The 18,762-nt window shown below is 59.1% G+C and carries 19 protein-coding genes; 4 read left to right on the plus strand and 15 right to left on the minus strand.

Features of this window, described 5'->3' with window-relative positions; all coding sequences use genetic code 11:
- Window positions 1-71: 71 nt before the first annotated feature.
- The 5 genes from rfbA to J3A66_RS10015 form a co-directional block, all read right to left on the minus strand.
- Window positions 72-941, minus strand: a complete 870-nt coding sequence (rfbA, locus tag J3A66_RS09995; protein ID WP_209568568.1) for a glucose-1-phosphate thymidylyltransferase RfbA — start codon at window positions 939-941, stop codon at window positions 72-74.
- Window positions 938-1,879 carry a dTDP-4-dehydrorhamnose reductase gene (gene rfbD, locus J3A66_RS10000; protein ID WP_245336786.1) on the minus strand — a complete coding sequence of 314 codons (942 nt, stop codon included), beginning with the start codon at window positions 1,877-1,879 and terminating at the stop codon, window positions 938-940. The genes rfbA and rfbD overlap by 4 nt, the downstream gene beginning before the upstream one ends.
- Window positions 1,876-2,931, minus strand: coding sequence for a dTDP-glucose 4,6-dehydratase (gene rfbB, locus J3A66_RS10005; RefSeq protein ID WP_209568570.1), 1,056 nt, complete (start codon window positions 2,929-2,931; stop codon window positions 1,876-1,878). Before rfbB ends, rfbD begins: the two co-directional genes overlap by 4 nt.
- A gap of 11 nt (window positions 2,932-2,942) precedes the next feature.
- Window positions 2,943-3,512: a dTDP-4-dehydrorhamnose 3,5-epimerase gene (rfbC, locus tag J3A66_RS10010; protein ID WP_209568572.1), complete on the minus strand. Its 570-nt coding sequence runs from the start codon at window positions 3,510-3,512 to the stop codon at window positions 2,943-2,945.
- A gap of 184 nt (window positions 3,513-3,696) precedes the next feature.
- Window positions 3,697-3,873, minus strand: a complete 177-nt coding sequence (locus J3A66_RS10015; RefSeq protein ID WP_209568574.1) for a hypothetical protein — start codon at window positions 3,871-3,873, stop codon at window positions 3,697-3,699.
- A 77-nt stretch (window positions 3,874-3,950) separates the two neighbouring features.
- Between J3A66_RS10015 and J3A66_RS10020 the strand changes: the two genes are divergently transcribed.
- The 4 genes from J3A66_RS10020 to rfbH are packed head-to-tail and all read left to right on the plus strand — an operon-like array spanning window position 3,951 to window position 8,197.
- Window positions 3,951-4,979 (plus strand): FAD-binding oxidoreductase, encoded by a 1,029-nt coding sequence (locus J3A66_RS10020; RefSeq protein ID WP_209568576.1) that lies wholly within the window; start codon window positions 3,951-3,953, stop codon window positions 4,977-4,979.
- A gap of 9 nt (window positions 4,980-4,988) precedes the next feature.
- Window positions 4,989-5,759 carry a glucose-1-phosphate cytidylyltransferase gene (gene rfbF / locus J3A66_RS10025; protein WP_209568578.1) on the plus strand — a complete coding sequence of 257 codons (771 nt, stop codon included), beginning with the start codon at window positions 4,989-4,991 and terminating at the stop codon, window positions 5,757-5,759.
- An 11-nt stretch (window positions 5,760-5,770) separates the two neighbouring features.
- Complete coding sequence (gene rfbG, locus J3A66_RS10030) at window positions 5,771-6,871, plus strand: CDP-glucose 4,6-dehydratase (RefSeq protein WP_348634028.1); 1,101 nt, start codon at window positions 5,771-5,773, stop codon at window positions 6,869-6,871.
- 12 nt (window positions 6,872-6,883) lie between these two features.
- Window positions 6,884-8,197 carry a lipopolysaccharide biosynthesis protein RfbH gene (rfbH, locus tag J3A66_RS10035; RefSeq protein ID WP_209568582.1) on the plus strand — a complete coding sequence of 438 codons (1,314 nt, stop codon included), beginning with the start codon at window positions 6,884-6,886 and terminating at the stop codon, window positions 8,195-8,197.
- 42 nt (window positions 8,198-8,239) lie between these two features.
- On the opposite strand, the gene J3A66_RS10040 is transcribed toward rfbH, so the two are convergent.
- From J3A66_RS10040 to J3A66_RS10085, 10 genes are all read right to left on the minus strand, one after another.
- Window positions 8,240-9,799, minus strand: a complete 1,560-nt coding sequence (locus J3A66_RS10040; protein WP_209568584.1) for a glycosyl hydrolase family 28-related protein — start codon at window positions 9,797-9,799, stop codon at window positions 8,240-8,242.
- The gene (locus J3A66_RS10045; RefSeq protein WP_209568586.1) at window positions 9,796-10,698 is read right to left on the minus strand and encodes a glycosyltransferase family 2 protein; all 903 of its coding nucleotides are present in this window, start codon (window positions 10,696-10,698) and stop codon (window positions 9,796-9,798) included. Before J3A66_RS10045 ends, J3A66_RS10040 begins: the two co-directional genes overlap by 4 nt.
- The gene (locus J3A66_RS10050; protein ID WP_209568588.1) at window positions 10,695-11,429 is read right to left on the minus strand and encodes a glycosyltransferase; all 735 of its coding nucleotides are present in this window, start codon (window positions 11,427-11,429) and stop codon (window positions 10,695-10,697) included. Before J3A66_RS10050 ends, J3A66_RS10045 begins: the two co-directional genes overlap by 4 nt.
- A gap of 71 nt (window positions 11,430-11,500) precedes the next feature.
- Entirely contained in the window at window positions 11,501-12,472 is a 972-nt protein-coding gene (locus J3A66_RS10055; RefSeq protein ID WP_209568590.1) for an EpsG family protein, read from the minus strand.
- A 188-nt stretch (window positions 12,473-12,660) separates the two neighbouring features.
- Entirely contained in the window at window positions 12,661-13,548 is an 888-nt protein-coding gene (locus J3A66_RS10060; RefSeq protein ID WP_209568592.1) for a glycosyltransferase, read from the minus strand.
- Entirely contained in the window at window positions 13,545-14,564 is a 1,020-nt protein-coding gene (locus J3A66_RS10065; RefSeq protein WP_209568594.1) for a glycosyltransferase family 2 protein, read from the minus strand. Before J3A66_RS10065 ends, J3A66_RS10060 begins: the two co-directional genes overlap by 4 nt.
- Window positions 14,486-15,859 carry a hypothetical protein gene (locus tag J3A66_RS10070; RefSeq protein WP_209568596.1) on the minus strand — a complete coding sequence of 458 codons (1,374 nt, stop codon included), beginning with the start codon at window positions 15,857-15,859 and terminating at the stop codon, window positions 14,486-14,488. The genes J3A66_RS10065 and J3A66_RS10070 overlap by 79 nt, the downstream gene beginning before the upstream one ends.
- Before the next feature lie 19 nt (window positions 15,860-15,878).
- The gene (locus tag J3A66_RS10075; RefSeq protein ID WP_209568598.1) at window positions 15,879-16,898 is read right to left on the minus strand and encodes an NAD(P)-dependent oxidoreductase; all 1,020 of its coding nucleotides are present in this window, start codon (window positions 16,896-16,898) and stop codon (window positions 15,879-15,881) included.
- Window positions 16,876-17,793, minus strand: a complete 918-nt coding sequence (locus J3A66_RS19525; protein ID WP_209568600.1) for a transketolase C-terminal domain-containing protein — start codon at window positions 17,791-17,793, stop codon at window positions 16,876-16,878. Before J3A66_RS19525 ends, J3A66_RS10075 begins: the two co-directional genes overlap by 23 nt.
- On the minus strand, window positions 17,790-18,704 hold the full coding sequence (locus tag J3A66_RS10085) for a transketolase (protein WP_209568604.1): 915 nt from the start codon (window positions 18,702-18,704) through the stop codon (window positions 17,790-17,792). The genes J3A66_RS19525 and J3A66_RS10085 overlap by 4 nt, the downstream gene beginning before the upstream one ends.
- Window positions 18,705-18,762 lie beyond the last annotated feature (58 nt).

Consider the following 18,762-nt stretch of genomic DNA (forward strand, 5'->3'; position numbering starts at 1 on the left):
TCGTTCAGACCAGATCTGAGGTGCCGTGACGTTGTGATATGCGATATGCCGTAGTGCGCCGTGAAAGACGGTTATGATCCGCTCACTGCATTCAGTATAGCACGTCCATAATGCGTCTTTTCGAACCGTTTGCCGGCTTCGCGCGCCTGATCGACGGTAATGAAGCCCTGATTATACGCGATCTCTTCTAGGCAGGCGACCTGAATGCCTTGGCGGTGCTGGATCGTCCGGACGAACTCGCTCGCCTCGAGCAGCGAGTCATGCGTGCCGGTGTCGAGCCAGGCGTAGCCGCGGCCCATCTGTTCGACGAACAGGTCGCCCGCCTCCATGTAGATGCGGTTGAGATCGGTGATCTCGAGCTCGCCGCGGGCAGAGGGCTTCAGGTCGCGCGCGAACTGGACGACGCGGTTGTCGTAGAAATACAGGCCGGTAACCGCATGGTGCGACTTGGGCTTTGCGGGCTTTTCCTCGAGGCTGACCGCCTTGCCGCCTTCGCCGAACTCGACCACGCCGTAGCGCTCGGGATCGTCGACGCGGTAGGAGAAGACCGTCGCACCGCCCTTGCGCGCGACCGCGCTCGCCAGCAGGTCGGTCAGGTGCGCGCCGAAGAAGATGTTGTCGCCGAGCACGAGCGCGACATCGTCGTCGCCGATAAAGTCCGCGCCGATCGTGAAGGCCTGGGCGAGGCCCTCAGGGCGGGGCTGTTCGGCATAGGAGATGGCCAGGCCAAACGCCGAGCCGTCCTCGAACAGGCGACGGTAATTGTCGATATATTCGGGGCTCGAGATGATCAGGATGTCGCGGATGCCCGCGAGCATCAGCACCGACAGCGGATAATAGATCATCGGCTTGTCATAAACCGGCAGCAGCTGCTTGTTCACCGCGAGCGTCGCCGGATGAAGCCGCGTGCCCGAACCGCCGGCGAGAATGATGCCCTTCATTGGGAGATGTCCTTCTTGGGGGCCCCGAGCAGTTCGTCGAGGATGTTGCCGAGCGCGGTCTGCCACGCGGGCGGATGGATGCCATAGTCGCGCGTGATCGCGTCATGGCTGAGCAGCGAGTTTGCCGGGCGCGTCGCAGGCGTCGGATAGTCGCTGGTCGGGATGCCGTCGACCTCGGCGCTCGCCCCGCCGCGCGCGGCACTCTGTGCGAAGATCTCGCGCGCGAAGCCGGCCCAGGTGACCGCGCCGGCGTTGCTGAAATGATAGACGCCGGTGGGGGCAGCGGGATCTTCGACGAGGCGCATCGCGATCGTCGCGAGCGCCGCGGCGAGATCGGCCGCGGACGTCGGGCTGCCATGCTGGTCGTCGACGACGCGCAGGCGCGGGTTGGTCGCGCCGACGCGCAGCATCGTCTTGACGAAGTTGTTGCCGTGCGCGCTGACCACCCAGGCGGTCCGGACGATCGCATGGCGTGCGCCCGAGGTGCGGACCGCGAGCTCGCCGCCAAGCTTGGACGCGCCATAGACGCCGAGCGGCGCGACCGGATCGGTGACCTCCCACGCGCCCTCGCGCGCGCCGTCGAAGACGTAATCGGTCGAGACCTGAACGATCGGGATGCCGGCCTTGGCGCAGGCTTCGGCAAACGCCGCGGGGGCCATCGCGTTGACCGCCCAGGCGGTGACGATGTCGCTCTCCGCCTTGTCGACCGCGGTATAGGCGCCGGCCGAGATCACCGCGGCCCACGGCTCGCCGTCATGGCCGCCCGCGACCATCGCGGCGATCGCCGCGGTGTCGCGCAGGTCGAGTTCGTCGATGTCGATCGCGGTGACGGCCCAGCCTTCGGGCCAAGCATAACGCTTAAGCTCGGTGCCGAGCTGGCCGTTGCCGCCGGTGACGAGCATCCGCTTCATACCGGCAGCTGCGGAAGCATCGCTCATACCGAAAGCCCGCGACGCTGGTCGGCCTTGTGCTCGGCGACGATCGCCTGCCACCAGTCCTGGTTGTCGAGATACCAGGCGACGGTCTTCTCGATGCCCGTCTCGAACGTCTCGGCGGGCTCCCAGCCGAGCTCGTCCTTGATCCGGGTCGCGTCGATCGCATAGCGCTTGTCGTGGCCGGGGCGGTCGGCGACATAGGTGATCTGCGTCGCGTAAGGCTGGCCATCGGCGCGCGGGCGGAGGCGATCGAGGATCGTGCAGACAGTCTTCACGACCTCGAGATTCTGCTTCTCGTTGTTTCCGCCGACATTGTAGGTCCGGCCGGGCTCACCCTTTTCGAACACCGCGTGGAGCGCGCGGACATGATCCTCGACATACAGCCAGTCGCGGACCTGATCGCCCTTGCCGTAGACGGGCAGGTCGGCGCCCGCGAGCGCCTTGACGATCATCAGCGGGATCAGCTTTTCGGGGAAGTGATACGGCCCGTAATTGTTGGAGCAGTTGGTGATCAGCACCGGCAGGCCGAAGGTGTGGCCCCAGGCGCTGACGAGGTGATCCGACCCCGCCTTCGACGCCGAATAGGGCGAACGCGGATCATAGGGCGTCTCTTCGGTGAACAGCCCGGTCTCGCCGAGCGAGCCGTACACCTCGTCGGTCGAGATATGGTGGAAGCGGAACGCCGCCTTCGCGTTGTCGCCGAGCGACAGCCAATAGGCGCGCGCCTCGCTCAGCATCGTGAAGGTGCCGACGACGTTGGTCTGGATGAACGCGCCGGGGCCATCGATCGAGCGGTCGACATGGCTCTCGGCCGCGAGATGCGTGATCACGTCGGGCTTGAACCCGGCGATCGCGGCGCGGACTGCGTCCGCATCGCAGATGTCGCCCTGGACGAAGCGGTAGCGGTTCGAGTTCGCGACGCGCTCGACCGTCGTCAGCGTACCCGCATAGGTCAGCTTGTCGAAGTTGAGCACTTCATGGTCGGTGTTTTCGATCAGATGACGGACGAGCGCCGACCCGATGAAACCGGCCCCGCCGGTGACGAAAATGCGCATTAGTCTGTCCTTCAGGCGAGAGGCGCGAGGGGCCGGCCGTCATAGGGGAAGGGGCTGTCGAAATCTTTCATCGCGGGCTGCACCGTGTCCTTGGCGCTCAGTTCGGGAACGGTCCCAGCAGGCATCGGCCAACTAATGCCGATTGCGGGGTCGTCCCAACGAATTCCGCCATCGGACTCGGGCGCATAGGTATCCGAGCATTTATAGCTAACTTCGCAATTGTCCTCGAGCGTCAGGAAGCCATGCGCGAAGCCGACCGGAACAAAGAGCTGATGACCGTTTTCGGCTGACAGCTCTGCACCTACCCATTGGCCATAGGTAGGGGAGCCCGCCCGTATGTCGACAGCGACGTCGAAGATACGCCCACGGATGCATCGCACGAGTTTGTCCTGCGCGCGTGGCGGTGTTTGAAAATGTAAGCCGCGCAAGGTAAATGCGGGAGCGGAAAGTGAGTGGTTGTCCTGAACGAACGTGACGTCAATGCCGAGCCCCGCGAATGTGTCACGATTATATGTTTCGGTAAACCAACCGCGCGTGTCGCCGTAGCGACGGGGGTGGATAAGTTGAACGGGGCTGATCATTCATATCTTCCTATTGCCGCCCGGTTGATAGCGATGCCCGTTAGGGCAAGGCCGCGGCAAAGGCTACCCATCAGGACGTCCACGGCGTCAATGGAGAAAGAAAGACGCGTCGATATCGCCTGAGCCCGCGAGCCAGCAATTTACGCACTCGATAGGATGCCAAGCCCCAATCGGCGTAGTGTGGTCAGGCGATTTGAGCGTGAAGCGTATGCGAAAACTTGTCGTTCTCGTCATGGGCGCGGGTGGTGACCTTGTAGACTATGCCATTATACTCGAAGGTCAGGTTAATCTGCGGTTCGCCGTCGAACGCATATTCGAAGATTTTCTCTTCGCCTTCGACAATAACACGATAAATCGTCATAAAACCTCCTAGCTCAGACCTGGCAACGCACCGACCTTGGTATGGGGTGCAATCATAGGTGTTTGCCAAGCGCACAAATGCTGGACTGTATCCAAGAATCGACTAACAGCCTGCATCGCATGCCAACTGTAACGCTAAATACCGGTCACACCTTCACCGCGGACCGCGCCGTTTCGATCCTCGATGCAGCGCGCAACGAGGGTGTGACACTCGAATATAGCTGCCGGACGGGGCGCTGTGGGATCTGCAAGGCGCCGCTGCTCGCAGGGGTAACCGAGGTGCTCCGTACGGAAGAGAGCCTTAGCACCGAAGACGCGCGGGACGGGCTGATCCTCACCTGCTGCCGATCGGCAACCAGCGATGTGACACTAGACATCGAACCGCTCGACCGGCTTGCCGGGATCGAGATCAAGACGATGGCCAGTCGAATCGTGTCGATCGAGCGGCTCGCCCCCGACATCGTTCGCGTGATGTTGAAGACGCCGCCCGCCTCGCCAATGCGGTTCCTTCCGGGGCAATATATTGATGTCATCGTCGAAGGCGTGCGGCGCAGCTATTCCCTCGCCAACGCGCCGCGTGGTGACGGCCTGCTCGAGCTCATTATCAAGCGCTACAAGGGCGGTATCCTCAGCGAATATTGGTTCGAGCGGGCCAAGGCCAACGACCTCTTGAGGATCGAGGGGCCATTTGGGACCTTCTTCTTGCGCGAGCAGGGCCCCACCCACATCGTGTTCCTGGCGACCGGTACCGGTATTGCCCCCGTGAAAGCCCTGCTCGAAGAACTTGCGGCAGAACCCGAGCGTGCCGCGCAACACCGGCTCACCGTCTTCTGGGGCAACCGCGAGGCCGAGAGCTTTTGCTGGGATCCGGTTGGATTGGGCCTCGACGTCGGGGTCCACCACTTGCTATCGGGGACCGATGCTAATTGGAGCGCCGCCCGGGGCTATGTTCACGATGCGGCGATCCGTCAGGGTATCGATCCTGACGACACGGTCGTCTATGCATGCGGCTCGAACGCCATGATTACATCTGCACGCGAGAAGCTGTTGGCGCTGGGGCTTCCAGCCAAACGCTTCTTCTCCGACGCATTTGTCAGCTCGAACTGAGGTAGGACAATGAAGGCAGTCATTCTCGCCGGGGGCCTCGGCACGCGTTTCGCCGAAGAAACCAGCCTGCGCCCCAAGCCCATGATCGAAATTGGCGGGCGCCCGATCCTGTGGCACATCATGAAGATATATGCCGCGCATGGCGTGACCGACTTCGTGATCTGCTGCGGCTACAAGGGCTATGTGATCAAGGAGTATTTCGCGAACTACTTCCTGCACATGTCGGACGTCACCTTCGACATGAAGGCGAACGAGATGATCGTGCACGAAAAGCGCGCGGAGCCGTGGAAGGTCACGCTGATCGACACTGGCGACGAGTCCATGACGGGCGGCCGCCTCAAGCGCGTCGCCGACTACGTCAAGGACGAGGAGTTCTTCTTCTTTACCTATGGTGACGGCGTCGGCGACATCGACATCACCAAGTCGATCGAGTTTCATCGCAGCCACGGCAAGGCGGCGACGCTGACCGCGACCTATCCGCCCGGGCGGTTCGGCGCGTTGCAGATGGAAGATGGCAAGATCACCGAGTTCCTCGAAAAGCCGCAGGGTGACGGGGGCATGATCAATGGCGGCTATTTTGTACTGTCGCCCAAGGTGCTCGACTATCTCGAAGACGATTCGACGATCTGGGAGCAGGAGCCGCTGCGCACGCTAGCCACCGATGGCGAGTTAATGGCGTACGAGCATCATGGCTTCTGGCAGCCGATGGATACGTTGCGTGACAAGCAGCATCTCGAAACCCTGTGGCAGAGCGGCAAGGCCCCGTGGCGGATATGGTAACATCTTCCGCCGTGATCGCGCCAATCGTGACGAAGGGCGATGTCGACCCCGCTTTCTGGGCAGGCAAGCGTGTCTTCCTGACCGGTCACACCGGGTTCAAAGGCAGCTGGATGTCGCTATGGCTCCAGCAGATGGGTGCGGAGCTGACAGGCTTCGCGCTGGGTCCGCCGACCAGTCCGGCGCTGTTCGACGTTGCCCGCGTGGCGGCCGGCATGACGTCGATCATCGGTGACATCCGCGACCGGGAGGTGCTGGAAGCGGCGCTCGTCGCGGCCGATCCCGAGATCGTCATCCACATGGCGGCACAGCCGCTGGTGCGCGCTTCCTACGACGATCCGGTCGGCACCTATGCCACCAACGTCATGGGCACCGTCCACCTCCTCGAAGCGGTCCGCAAGGCATCGTCGGTTCGCGCCGTCTGCGTCGTGACGACGGACAAATGCTACGAGAACCGCGAATGGGTCTGGGGCTACCGTGAAGACGAGGCGATGGGCGGCTATGATCCGTACAGCAATTCGAAGGGGTGCTCCGAACTGGTAACGTCGGCCTATCGCCGGTCGTTCTTCACCGGCGACGGCAAGTCCAGGCTTGCCTCGGGTCGTGCCGGCAACGTCATCGGTGGGGGCGACTGGGCAGCCGATCGCCTGATCCCCGACATCTTGCGTGCGGTCGCCGACGGCGATCCGGTGCTGATTCGTAATCCCCTCGCGACCCGGCCGTGGCAGCACGTGCTGGAACCGGTGTCGGGCTATCTCGTGCTGTGCCAGGCGCTATGGGCCGATCCTGCCGCAGCCCAGGCGTGGAACTTCGGTCCGCGCGACGAGGATGCGCAGCCGGTCCAGTGGATCGTCGAGCGCATGTGCGTGCGCTGGGGCGATGGCGCCGACTGGACGCGCGACGAGTCGGTTCAGCCGCACGAAGCCAATTACCTCAAGCTCGACATCTCCAAGGCGCGCTTCGGGCTTGGCTGGCAACCGCGCTGGTCGCTGTCCGAAGCGCTTGACCGAATTGTTGCCTGGCATCGCGCCTGGCTGTCGGGCACCGACATGCATGCATATTCGCTTGAAGAGCTGGAGCGTTTCACCCGCGCCAGCCAAACCCTTTCCGCATAGGACCTATTCCCCATGACCGCTGACGAACTCCGCAAGCAGATCCGCACCCTGGTCGGCCAATATGCCGAACAGCAATTCGCGCCCAAGCCCTTCGTACCGGGTGAGACCGTGATCCCGCCCGCGGGCAAGGTGATCGGCGCGCCCGAGATCGAAATGATGGTCGAGGCCTCGCTTGACGGCTGGCTGACCACCGGTCGCTTCAATACCGAATTCGAGGCGAAGCTTGCCAAGATGGTCGGTGCGCCTTTCCTGCTGACGACCACTTCGGGCTCTTCCGCGAACCTGCTGGCGCTGTCGTGCCTGACCAGCCACAAGCTCGGCGATCGTCGCCTGAAGCCTGGGGACGAAGTCATCACCGTTGCGGCGGGCTTCCCGACCACGGTCAACCCGTCGATCCAGCACGGCCTGATCCCGGTGTTCGTCGACGTCGAAGTGCCGACCTACAACATCGACGTCAGCCTGATCGAGGCGGCGATCACCGAGAAGACCGGTGCGATCATGATCGCGCACACGCTCGGCAACCCGTTCAACCTCGCCGAGGTCCGCCAAATTTGCGACGAGCATGATTTGTGGCTGGTTGAGGATTGCTGCGACGCACTCGGCGCGACCTATGACGGCAAGCTGGTTGGCACTTGGGGCGACGTCGCAACGCTCAGTTTCTACCCGGCGCACCACATGACGATGGGCGAAGGCGGCGCGGTCTTCACCAAGTCGGCCGAATTGCGTCCGCTGATCGAATCGATTCGTGACTGGGGCCGCGATTGTTATTGCGCGCCCGGCTGCGACAATACCTGCGGCTCGCGCTTCGGCCAGCAGCACGGCACGCTGCCGTTCGGCTATGACCACAAGTATGTCTACTCGCATCTTGGCTATAACTTGAAGATCACCGACATGCAGGCCGCCTGCGGCCTCGCACAGCTCGATCGTGCGGAAGGCTTCATCGCGGCTCGCCGGCGCAATTTCGGGCTGCTTACCGAGCGACTGAAGAGCCTCGGAGAGATTTTCATCATGCCTGAGGCGACGCCGAATTCGGATCCGTCGTGGTTCGGCTTTCCGCTGATGCTGCGCGATGGCGTCGATGCCAAGCGCGTCGATGTGACCCGCTTCCTCGACCAGAACAAGATTGGCACGCGGCTGTTGTTCGCCGGCAACCTGACGCGCCAGCCCTATTTCGAACACGTCAACTATCGCGTCGTTGGCGATTTGACGCAGACCGACCGGGTGATGAACAACACCTTCTGGCTTGGTCTGTATCCGGCCCTTGGCGCAGAGCATTTCGACTATGTCGGGGAGAAGCTCGAGGAATTCTTCGGGCTGAATTTTTGACGCATAGCCCCACATGTTATGTTTTCTACATGTGGGGCTATTTTAGTGCAGCATCGTTGTGAAAACGATTAGCGAGTTGGTATCGACCTTCATCTGAAGATCGTGCCCTGACATCCGGAATGCCAGCACCTTACCGGTGGCGTTAAGCGGCACAACGACGTCGCGGATTGTCGTGCCTTGCCAATCCTTGATAACGCGGAATTGTGCGCCCCCACTGGGGTCGTAGCCTGAGACAATGCACGTTCCGCCGAGCCCGGATTGCGAGGTAGCGACAGTTGTGAAAGTCGATGCGACGCGGAGGTCGGAGCGCGACATGAAACCTTGCGTCGCTGCAATCCCGCCCTCATTCTGGAGCGTCATTCCAGCGACCTTGTTGTCGCTGGCGCCGTTAATTCGCCGCCGTCCGTTGAGATAGCTGTCGTGATGCGTCCCCGCGAAGAAACCGGCCACACCGGCACCGGATGCCGCCAGATTGTCCTCGTTGACGGTAATCTGCGCTCCAGCGTCGCATAGGCGGGTGCCCGCGCTGATTAGGTGAAACATATTGCCACGCAGCGAAACGCTACCCGGCGTGTCGACGGTAATGACTTGCGGAGTGGTGCCCGTCAGGACGAAGTTGCAATGATCGAAGGCTACGCTTGTTGCAGCGATCGTCTCTGGATAATTACCCGCATGGACAATAGAAGGTGCCGTAACACCTTCAAACCAACAGTTCGAAAAGCGGACCTGAAAGATGTTGTACGCGGTAAGAGCACGGGTTTGCAAACCCTCGAAATTGCTGTTCTCGATCGTCCATAACGCGCCAAACGAACCCGTGATCGTGCCATTTCCACCGAATGCATTAAAGAACATACAGTCCTTGATACGATTGATGTTCTGCTGGTTGGTCTGTCCGTAAGCGCCAGCTAGTGCAACGATCGCACTATGTTCGCGGTCAGATTTGGTGCCGAGATAACCGTCTCGGCAGCGGTCCCATATTGCGAAGATAAAGAGGCCAACGTAGCTTGCTCGTAGACTGACATAGGTTTCGATCTGTCGGAATGTGAAATAGGCGGCATAGTCCGTTTTCGTCGGTTGCGCGTAGAACGAGGCGCCAACAACGCGGGGGCCAGCGCGGCACGCTAGATTTTCAAACACACAGTGGAAGACATTTGTGCCGGTATCGTTTCGAAAGGCGGCTGCGTTTGACACGGCAACGATCAGTGTCGGGGCAAGCGCCATTCCTGCTTTTTCGCCAACCACCTGCATGTTGTCGACGACCCGGATGTTTGCGACCAAGTAACCGGCGGGAGTATAGGGCACCGAAACAGCCTTGCCGGTCGCGATCGCAGCGTTGAAGGCGGCAGTGTCATCGGTCACGCCGTCGCCTTTTGCCCCGAAATCAAGCACTGAGACGATGTCGCGTGCCTTGGCTTCGATGCTGCGCATTTGCGCGCCGGCGCCGGACTGAAGGAAGGCGATGCTGTTCGCACGCGCGGTCCGGACGGGTTCGGACGGGCTTTCGCTGGCCAGCGCGTTGTCGGCGCGCACCGCATAATAAGGCGCGAGCAGTGTGCGGACGAAACCAAGCGCTGTGCGCCGCGTAAAATTAGGAAAGGTCATGGGGTGCCGCTCGGCGCTCCTGTCGCCCGCAGCGAGCCATCAACATCGCGCCAGCGCATCTCTACCAGCTTCGCGTCCACAAGAAATCGGTACCAGAATCCATGAAGAAAGTGGAATATGAAACCAGCTTTTCCGTCTAGAAAGCCCATGAGTATAATGTAGCGATAGATATAATAGGCTAGGGGACGGATGAACGGGGGCATCTTGTAAAAGACCTTCTCCTTCAGCCACCGGATCCTCTCGTTCTTGTTGCCAAGAAAACGAGGCTGAAACAAAACTCCGGCCTTTGCTACTCGATCTTCCATTGCTGTCCGCGCCTCGAGCGTAGCGTATTCATTGTGCTTGGCGATCCACAACGTGAGATCGGTCAGGGGAATATCGTGGATATCCGCCTCAATCGTCGTGCTAGAGCCTTCACGTAGCAGCATATGCTCGTCGAGCGCGCGAACCTCGCATTGCGCCATGCGCGCGCGCCATAGCCGCATCGAATGGCGCGGATAGACTCCGCCGAAGCGCATTGGGCGACCCATAAACCATAAGCGGCGCCGTACGAACACGCCACTCACCGTAGCCGGCTGCTGCCCGACAAAACTTGGCAGCAGCGCAACGAGATCGTCGGACAGCACCTCATCCGCGTCGATGCGCATTACCCACGGAGTTGCGAAATTAATCTCGTCGCTGGCCCAGTTTAACTTCTGCGCAAAGGAGGTGAAGTCTCCAGTGTGCACCACTGCCCCCTCTTCTTGGGCGATCTCGCGTGTGCGATCGATCGAATTGGAATCAATCACGTAAACGACATCGCACACTTGTCGCGCACTATGAAGGCAGCGTCGGATGTGAATCTCTTCGTTACGCGTCAGAACGACGCCGCTGATACCGGTACGCTCTCGGGTGGTCATGCCTGACTCTCTGCAACGGGGCGATGCGGTCGCGTGCGAAACCGTCTACTCAGCCTAAGCTGCAGCAACGAGGTGATTAGCCCTAAGCGCCACACGAGGCGCTGACGCAGCGGATAATGCGTTTGCGTGTAATTATGCCCCGAGCGCCGAAACATTAGTGTCGGCGTTGGATCGAACGTTACGGCGCCGACCATCTCCGACACAAGTCCAAGCCACATGTCATGCATCGGGATTGCACGGGGAAACGGCATTGCCACCGTCAACAACTCGCGTCGGAATGCCATGTGACAACCCACATAGGTGTTGCGATACACATTCTTTGCCAGACCCTTGCCCGCCTCGAGATAGGCAAAAAGGGAATCATGCGTGGGGTTCAATTCGCCGTCCGCAATGATGCTGTTCATCACCAGTAGGTTGTAAGGCGTGTCGTCAGCAGCGAAATGGTCGCGCACTCGCTGAAGGCGACCGGGTAGCCAGCGATCATCCTGATCCGACAGCACGATGACCTGCCCACGCGCATGGCCTATTGCATGCTCAAAATTGCGGATCGGACCCAACTTCCCCGACGTGATGACGATGCGAATGCGTTCGGAGGCATGCTCGTTTAAAATCTGGAGCGTTTTGTCGGTCGAGCGATCGTCGCTGATGATTAGTTCATCGCCCTCACCCAGTTGCTCGATAATTGAGGCTAATTGCTCACGTAGATGGCGCGCACCGTTGTAGGTCGTCATGACGACACTAATGACTGGAGACCGCGCGTCTTTCGCATCCGCCTCGTGGGCAATGCTGCTCTGAACCGGGATCATTGCCCCACCAGGAGAGGTTCCCCGAATTCTATAATTCGAGCTAAGAAAACGTAGGACGAGTATCCAAAATAGACAGTGCTTAATATCACAGGAATATTAACACCTTGTCTTTTCTCGGAGCAATAATAAAGAAGTATGAAGTAGGAGAATATGTTTAGACGTCCATATCCCACAATTGGAGTAAGCGCAATGATGGGCAGAAAAAGTAGACTCACATTAACTCTATCTTTTGCATAGTAGAGAGTAGCGAGGTAAAATGGAATGACACGAATCAGATCTTCTGTTTTACCGAGACCAATATACGAATTTGCTTTAGAGGCAATTTGATTGCCGATGACGTAGTATGAAACAAGCACAACGGCGATAACAGCAACGGTCGTTCCAATCACATTCGATGATATGGTGCCTATTTTGATAGCAGTGCGCAGCTGATTGGCCATGTAGATAGTAATAAATGACAGATAAAGAATGGCTACCTGTATATGCGCTGCCGTGGCCAAGAATGCGAATGCAATAGCAAGCCTTAGCCTGTTAGCTGACATAACCGACGCGATAAGAAATATCGTAGCGATCTTTAATCGATCAGTTGTTGTGTATAGAAGAATAAAATAGAATGACGAGCTAACAACTGCTGATGCAACGAGTAAATGCGCCCCGCGCCTGACAAGAATCTTTGTACTAAGAAGGGCAAGAATAGCACTGCTAACCCCAATAAAAACCTCGCGAGGAACGCCAATATGACTAAGCGTCCAAATTATTATATAGTACAAGGGCTCAGTGGAGCTGAGAATTACTGAGTAGAAGAAAAATCCGTGGCTCAGCGACTCGGTAGCCAGCGCATCGTAAACGTACCGATATAGCGAAGGGTCGCCGCCGGTATAGCTAGGATCAATCCAGACCGTCAGCACAAAGGCGACGATGGGCGCTAGCAAATAACGAGGATCGAAACCTGGTTCGGTACGCGCCATGCTGCTCTTGGTTGAATTTGTGGAATCTAATGTCATCACCATTAGGTTTTAGCGTCCTGCTAACGGGTTGACGTCGAAACGTGACGGACTTCGCCAACGCCACTCCTTGCCAGCATTCGGTCAAGCACCATGGCTTTTGGCATGTATCGGAGCAGTGGCGACGGCCTCTATAGGTTTTCGCCAGGCTTTCAAGGCGCAACGCGGCGTTCGACGCTTCGATGGGCATGACGCGGGCCCATTCGTAGCAGGACGTAATCGCGGATGCCGGACACCACCATCCCAAGCCGTTCGCGCCGTTGCGGTGCCAAAAGTAGCGCGGCGGCGATCGTTCGGCTCAGGCTGGCAAGCCTGCATACAGAATAACCGAGATGGCGATGCCGGTGCTTTGACGCCATATAAAGTCCGTTCCGGACCATGTAATAATGCCGGATAGGGGCGTGAATATTCCAACGAACCGTCTTGCCGAAAAGCGAAACCGCCTTGGGCTCGCCCAGCCGATGCTCCAGCCGTACATCTGGCAATGTGACCACCCGCAATCCAAAATCATGAGCGCGCAAGCAATAATCGTGATCGACCTCGTCGATAAACAACTGCTCGTCGAACGGACCTATCCGAGACTGATTGGCCAGATTAAGAATGCTGCCTGATGTAATTACTGTTCTACTATTGATCTCAGTCGTTGACATGGTATTTTCTGCAAGGAAGCAGGGGGCAGCGATAGCCAAGTCTTTAACGAACGGCAGCGAGAGGACGCGATCCCGAAAACTACGGAACGGTACATCGACGAAGCAGCTATCTTGATCCATTGTCAGTAGGAAATCAGCGCCGCGCGCGCGCGCCCAGTTCACTGCCAGGTTGAGGGCCGCGGCGATTCCAAGATTGGCGCCGTTGAACACATACTCTGCATTGTCATAGCCGGCGACCACTGCGGCGATAGCTGGATTGTACGATGCGGAATTGTCGAGGACGACAAGCATGTCAAGGTCTTTGGCATAGGTTGCGAGATTGGCATCGATACTAATATCGCATTCATACAGAATGACACATCCAGCAAGGATCTGCTTCGTATCCGTCATGGTCGGAGGCTCCGGATTTTTACTGCGAGCCGGGCGACCGGCGTCGGTACGAGCGCGCAGACCAGCAAGAGGAAGCGTGTCCGGCCCGTCGCTAGGCGCAACGCATTCCATCGAGAGGTTATTTTCATGATATTGAGAATACCACTCGCGCGCAGCTTTACGATATTGGCAAGTGAAAACAATGCACTGGATCGAGCGTGAAGTGCAATGCATGTAAATTTCGCCTGCAGTTTATAGGCTGCCGGCAATGACAGCACGAAGCCTGTCCATCGGTCGACCCAGATCTCAAAAATCTGTTGCTCCCAGACGCTCACCTTGGTTTGACCAACAATCCGCAGGGCTTTTGCGCCCTGTCCGTTTAACCAAAGGATCGAAGGTGTTCGTTGGGCAATATGGTCGAAGACGATGCCAACATGGATGAACGAGGTATTGCGATATCGCTCGAACGCGCCCGCGTTTATGAGATCACGATTCAAGATCAGTGCCGACATACAGGTCATGTGCCATCCGAGCTCGGCAAGTAGCGCACTGCTGTCAGTATAGATCTGTTCGGGAATTGCTTTTGCGCGTTGCTCGACGTCCACGACGATCGCGTCGAACGCATGCTCACCTGTGGCGGCAATGAGAACTCGCTCCAAGGCGGCAGCCTCGATCTCATACGTATCGCCTAGCAGCCAGACATAGCGGGTAGACGCCTGTCGCAGCACGGCTTCAAAATTGCCGTCGGGGCCCAGATTCTCTTCGTTGCAGACATAATCAAGCAATGGATAATGCGCTGCGTGTCGCTTCACGACAGCCGCAGTGTCGTCTGTGGAAGCGTTGTCAGATACCAGAATCCGTATGCTATGGGGAGCGACCGTCGCGATCAGTCGAGCCAGAGCGTTGTCGAGGAGCGGCCCTCGATTGTACGTTGGCAATGCGATGGACAAGACCGTGTTCACGGCCGGGCTGGCCCTGTCCCAGCCATCCGCGTTCTTTGCCGGGCTGAGTAGCGACGGAATATCAATATCGTCCATGGTAGTGTGATCCCAGCAGTAATGCCCGCATACAGGGCCAGCATGACGGTGACGCTGACATCGGATCCCACGTATACTGCCATGCACGTCAAAACTGCAGCGCCGATCGAGACCGGCAACATGGGCTCTTCACGGAACGCGCGCATGTAGGTCGCTGCAGATGAGATTACGGCATTGGCAATGACGGCGATAGCTAGCAGCAGCAAGTCGGTGGGCCCAAGGAGCCGTGCCGCTGCGTCGGGGCGTATCTGCACGACGATCTGCGCAAGAGTCACGAACAACAGGCATAGAGCGATGGTCACCCCGACTGCCCTCAGGGCAGCCGGCCGGAACTCCCTGCCAAGTGCATCGAGATCGCCGCGCGACGCATGTCGCGCAAATTCCGGCACCTTGGCATACATCCAGCTCATGCTGACGGTAGAAAGACCGGTAAAGATGGCCATCGACAGCCCGAACCGCCCTGCTGCAATGGGGCCGGCAGTACTGAAGATCAGCGGTGTAAACAGGCTGAAAATGAAATAGCCGCTTACCCAGCTAAGGCTGATACGCCATTGCAACGGGAGGATATCGCGTCGCCACGACATGGTATTCTCATGGCGCAGCGGTATGGTGAACCGCCGCCCAAAACCGCGCGTACTATACAACCACCAAGCAGTGCCAATACAGGCGGCGAGCGGTACGCATACTGCGGCCCATATTCCTCCCCCGACACCTAGGGTGATCCAGGCACAACCATAACCGACCAGTGATTGGTATAGTCGCATCCGCGCGACATTACCGATCCTGCCACATCCTTCCAGAAAGGCCAGTCGCGGACTGAGGTAGAGATTGAAGCCGGTCACCAACACGAGTGCGAGCCAGGGCAACGCCCAGACCTGCGGCGACAGTGCATGATTGCGACCGAAAAAAAGAAGGCCTGCTGGACCGACACCCAGAACGAAAGCCGCTGCCGCAACCAGATACCAGCGGCGGGTAAGACTGGACAGAGCCCCCAAACGTGCAAGATGGATGCTCCCGCCGTTAAGACTCCCTTCTTCATCTACTGTAAGCTCTGCCGCTTCGTGCCCGGCAATCTGGGTGATGACCTGGTTAAAACCGAGTTCAAAAAAGACCTGCAAACCTAGTATACTGGCGAAGGCGAAATAATAGCCGAGCTCCGTCGCCGAAAGCAGGATCGGCAGCAATAAAGTCGTGACAAATCCGGCGCCGATGCCCCATCCACGCAGTACGACAGTGCTAAAGACATGGAAATCGAGGCCCATGATGCCTCTGATGGTGCCGATCATCTGCTTCACGAATATTCGTCCCGTAGCCCTAGCAGCGCTTAGCCGCGGCGCGTCGTATTGCTTCGTCCAGCCCCGTTTCGACCCGAAGGCCAAGCGCAAGTGCCTTGTCGATCGCAGGAACATAGACGGAGAGTGGGCGCGTGGGGCCGGCGGGATCAACGCGGATTGGCTTGTCGATCGACAGCGTGGTGCAGATCGTCCGCGCAAGGCCCGCGATCGAAACGGCCTCGTCTGAGCCGACATTATAGGCTTCACCGGCGACGCCGTACGATAGTAGGGCGCAGAGCCAGTGCGCCATGTCGCGCCCATCAATGTAAGAGCGCAGGGTCTCGGGATTGCCTGCTATGTCGATTGCGGGGCATTCGTTTGACAGTGCGTCGCGGATAAAATTGCCCGCCGCATATGGCCCGTCCAGCGGCATGTGCGGGCTGATGATCGCGAAACACCGCGCAATCACGCAGCCGATGGCATGTTGCTCATTATAAAGCGCACAAAGGTGCTCCGCGGCGCGCTTGCCCTGGCCGTAAACGGTTGTTGTCTCGCCAAGTGGAGGGGCATGCGCAGCGTCTGCCTCAATGGGAAAATTTCCCCCCGCGCCACCGTAGACCGCGCCCGAGCTGACGAACAGGGTTCGTATGGCGCCTACCAGCACGGCGTAGTCCAACGTCTTGCGGGTTCCGTCAACGAGCTGGTTGAACCATGCGATCCGGTCGCCTCCGCGATGCGTATCGGCAGCAGCGTGGATCAGATCCGTAAAACCGCCGATATCGGGCAGCGTATCTAGATCACCCGCCACGAAACGTAGCCACGGCTGGTCGGCATATGCGGGAAAGCGGGCCAGAAACGCCTCAGGCAGTCGCGACAGCACGACCACTTCGAAGCTCGCGGCATGTTGCGCCGCAGACTCAGCGAAATAGTCCAGCAGTGAACGCCCGACGAATCCTGTACCGCCGGTCAAAAAGACGCGGCGGCCCTCCAGCGAGATCGGCCCAGACAGTGTATTCAGCCCAGATAGCGTGCTCGGCTCAAACCGCGGCGGTAAAGGCATCCACGCGCTCCTTCACGCTGGCCAGATCAAGCCCGTGTTCGCGCAGGAGATAGTCGTAGCTGCCGCAATGACTGGAGAAGCGATCTCGGATGCCGACGCGCAGCACCCGGCAGGGCGCCACCTCGCTGACAATCTCGGTCACCGCTGCGCCTAGCCCGCCGTGGACCGAATGCTCCTCCATAACGATAATCGCGCTGCTGGAGCGCGCAATCGCGGCAATGGCTTCGGTCGCCAGCGGCTTGATCGTAGGAACGCTCCAGACGGCCATCTGACCGTGCTGCTCCGCCAGTTGCATCGCGGTCGTCAGCATAGCGCCTGTCGCCAGCAGCGCAGGCGCATCGGTTGGCCCTTCGCGTATACGGATAGGCTCGCCCACCACGAGCGGCGGCAGCGCCTCGGAGTGCACATCGCCGCGATCGGCCTTGCCCATGCGCATGTAGACGGGGCCGCGCAAATCGTAAGCGAGATCCATGCAGGCCGTCATTTCGTAACGGTCGCCTGGGGACAGGACCGTAAGGCCGGGCACTGAACGAGCACAGGCGATATCCTCAGCGGACTGATGGCTCGGTCCTAGGTGGCTATATACGAAGCCCGCACCGTCCCCCAAGAGAACGACGGGCAAGTCGTCATGCGCGATGTCCATCTTGATCTGCTCGACCACGCGGATCGGTACGAAGGCGCTTAAGCCATATACAAACGGCCTGAACCCCAGTCGGGCAAGCCCTGCCGCCATGCCGACCATGTTCTGCTCGGCAATGCCGGCGTTGATAAATTGGTCGGGGCATGCCTTTCGGAACTCGTCGAACAGCGCGTAGCCGTGATCTCCGGTGATCAAGAGAACGTCGGAATTGTCGCGCCCAAGCCGGGTCAGTGCAGCAGAGAATGCGCTTCTCACGATGTCGCCTCCGCGCGTAGAGCGTCAATTGAAGCCTCGTAATCTTGTGCCGACAAGTGGCGGTAATGCCACTGGTTGTCATGTTCCATGAAGGGCACTCCCTTGCCCTTGGTCGTTTTTGCGACAAGCGCTTTGGGGCGCGGGGAATCGCTGTTGATCAGCGCATGGATCGTTGCTTCGAGTGCGCCCTGATCATGCCCGTCCACGTCCGCGGTTTCGAAGCCAAAGCTCTCCAGCTTCTGCCGGATCGAGCCCAGCCCCATGACGTCGTCGGTGCGACCCATGGCCTGAAACCCATTGGCATCAACGATCATCATGAGGTTGCTGAGCTTGTTGTGACTTGCAAACAGCATTCCTTCCCAGATTGGTCCTTCGTTAAGCTCGCCGTCGCCGACGATCGCAAACACACGTTGATCGGTACCGCGCCGACGCAACCCCTCCGCAATTCCAACGCCGACCGAAAAGCCATGGCCCAGCGAGCCTGACGATACTTCAAGCCCAGGAGTGCGCGAGTCCGAGAGTCCCATAAGATCGCTGCCGTCGCCGAAGTAGCGCTCGATGTGCTCCTTGTCGTTCAGCCAGCCCATCTCGCGCATGCACGCATACTGCGCCATGACGCCGTGCCCCTTGCTCAGCACGAGATAGTCGCGATCAGGATGCCGCGGATCACCTCCGGGATAGCGTACGAAGGAGCGGTACAGCACCGCCATTATCTCCACGATGGAGAAAGCGCAGCCGACGTGGCCCGTATTGCCGGCGCGTGCCATTGCAAGCACAGTCTCGCGCAGCGAACGAGGATCAAAGGTATCGTTCTGAGGCCAGGAATTTAGGGGCGTCATTGGCAGCTCGTCTGGAAAGGAGGGGTGCGTCGTGCCACCAAACGGCACAAACGACGAAGGCAAAAGGTTCATGTCATAATGCCCCTATGGCCGGGTTAAGCACCTCTACACAAGGTGGCAGCCTTTGAGA

This window comes from Sphingomonas sp. PvP018 (genome assembly GCF_017876865.1).
GTDB lineage: Bacteria > Pseudomonadota > Alphaproteobacteria > Sphingomonadales > Sphingomonadaceae > Sphingomonas > Sphingomonas aerolata.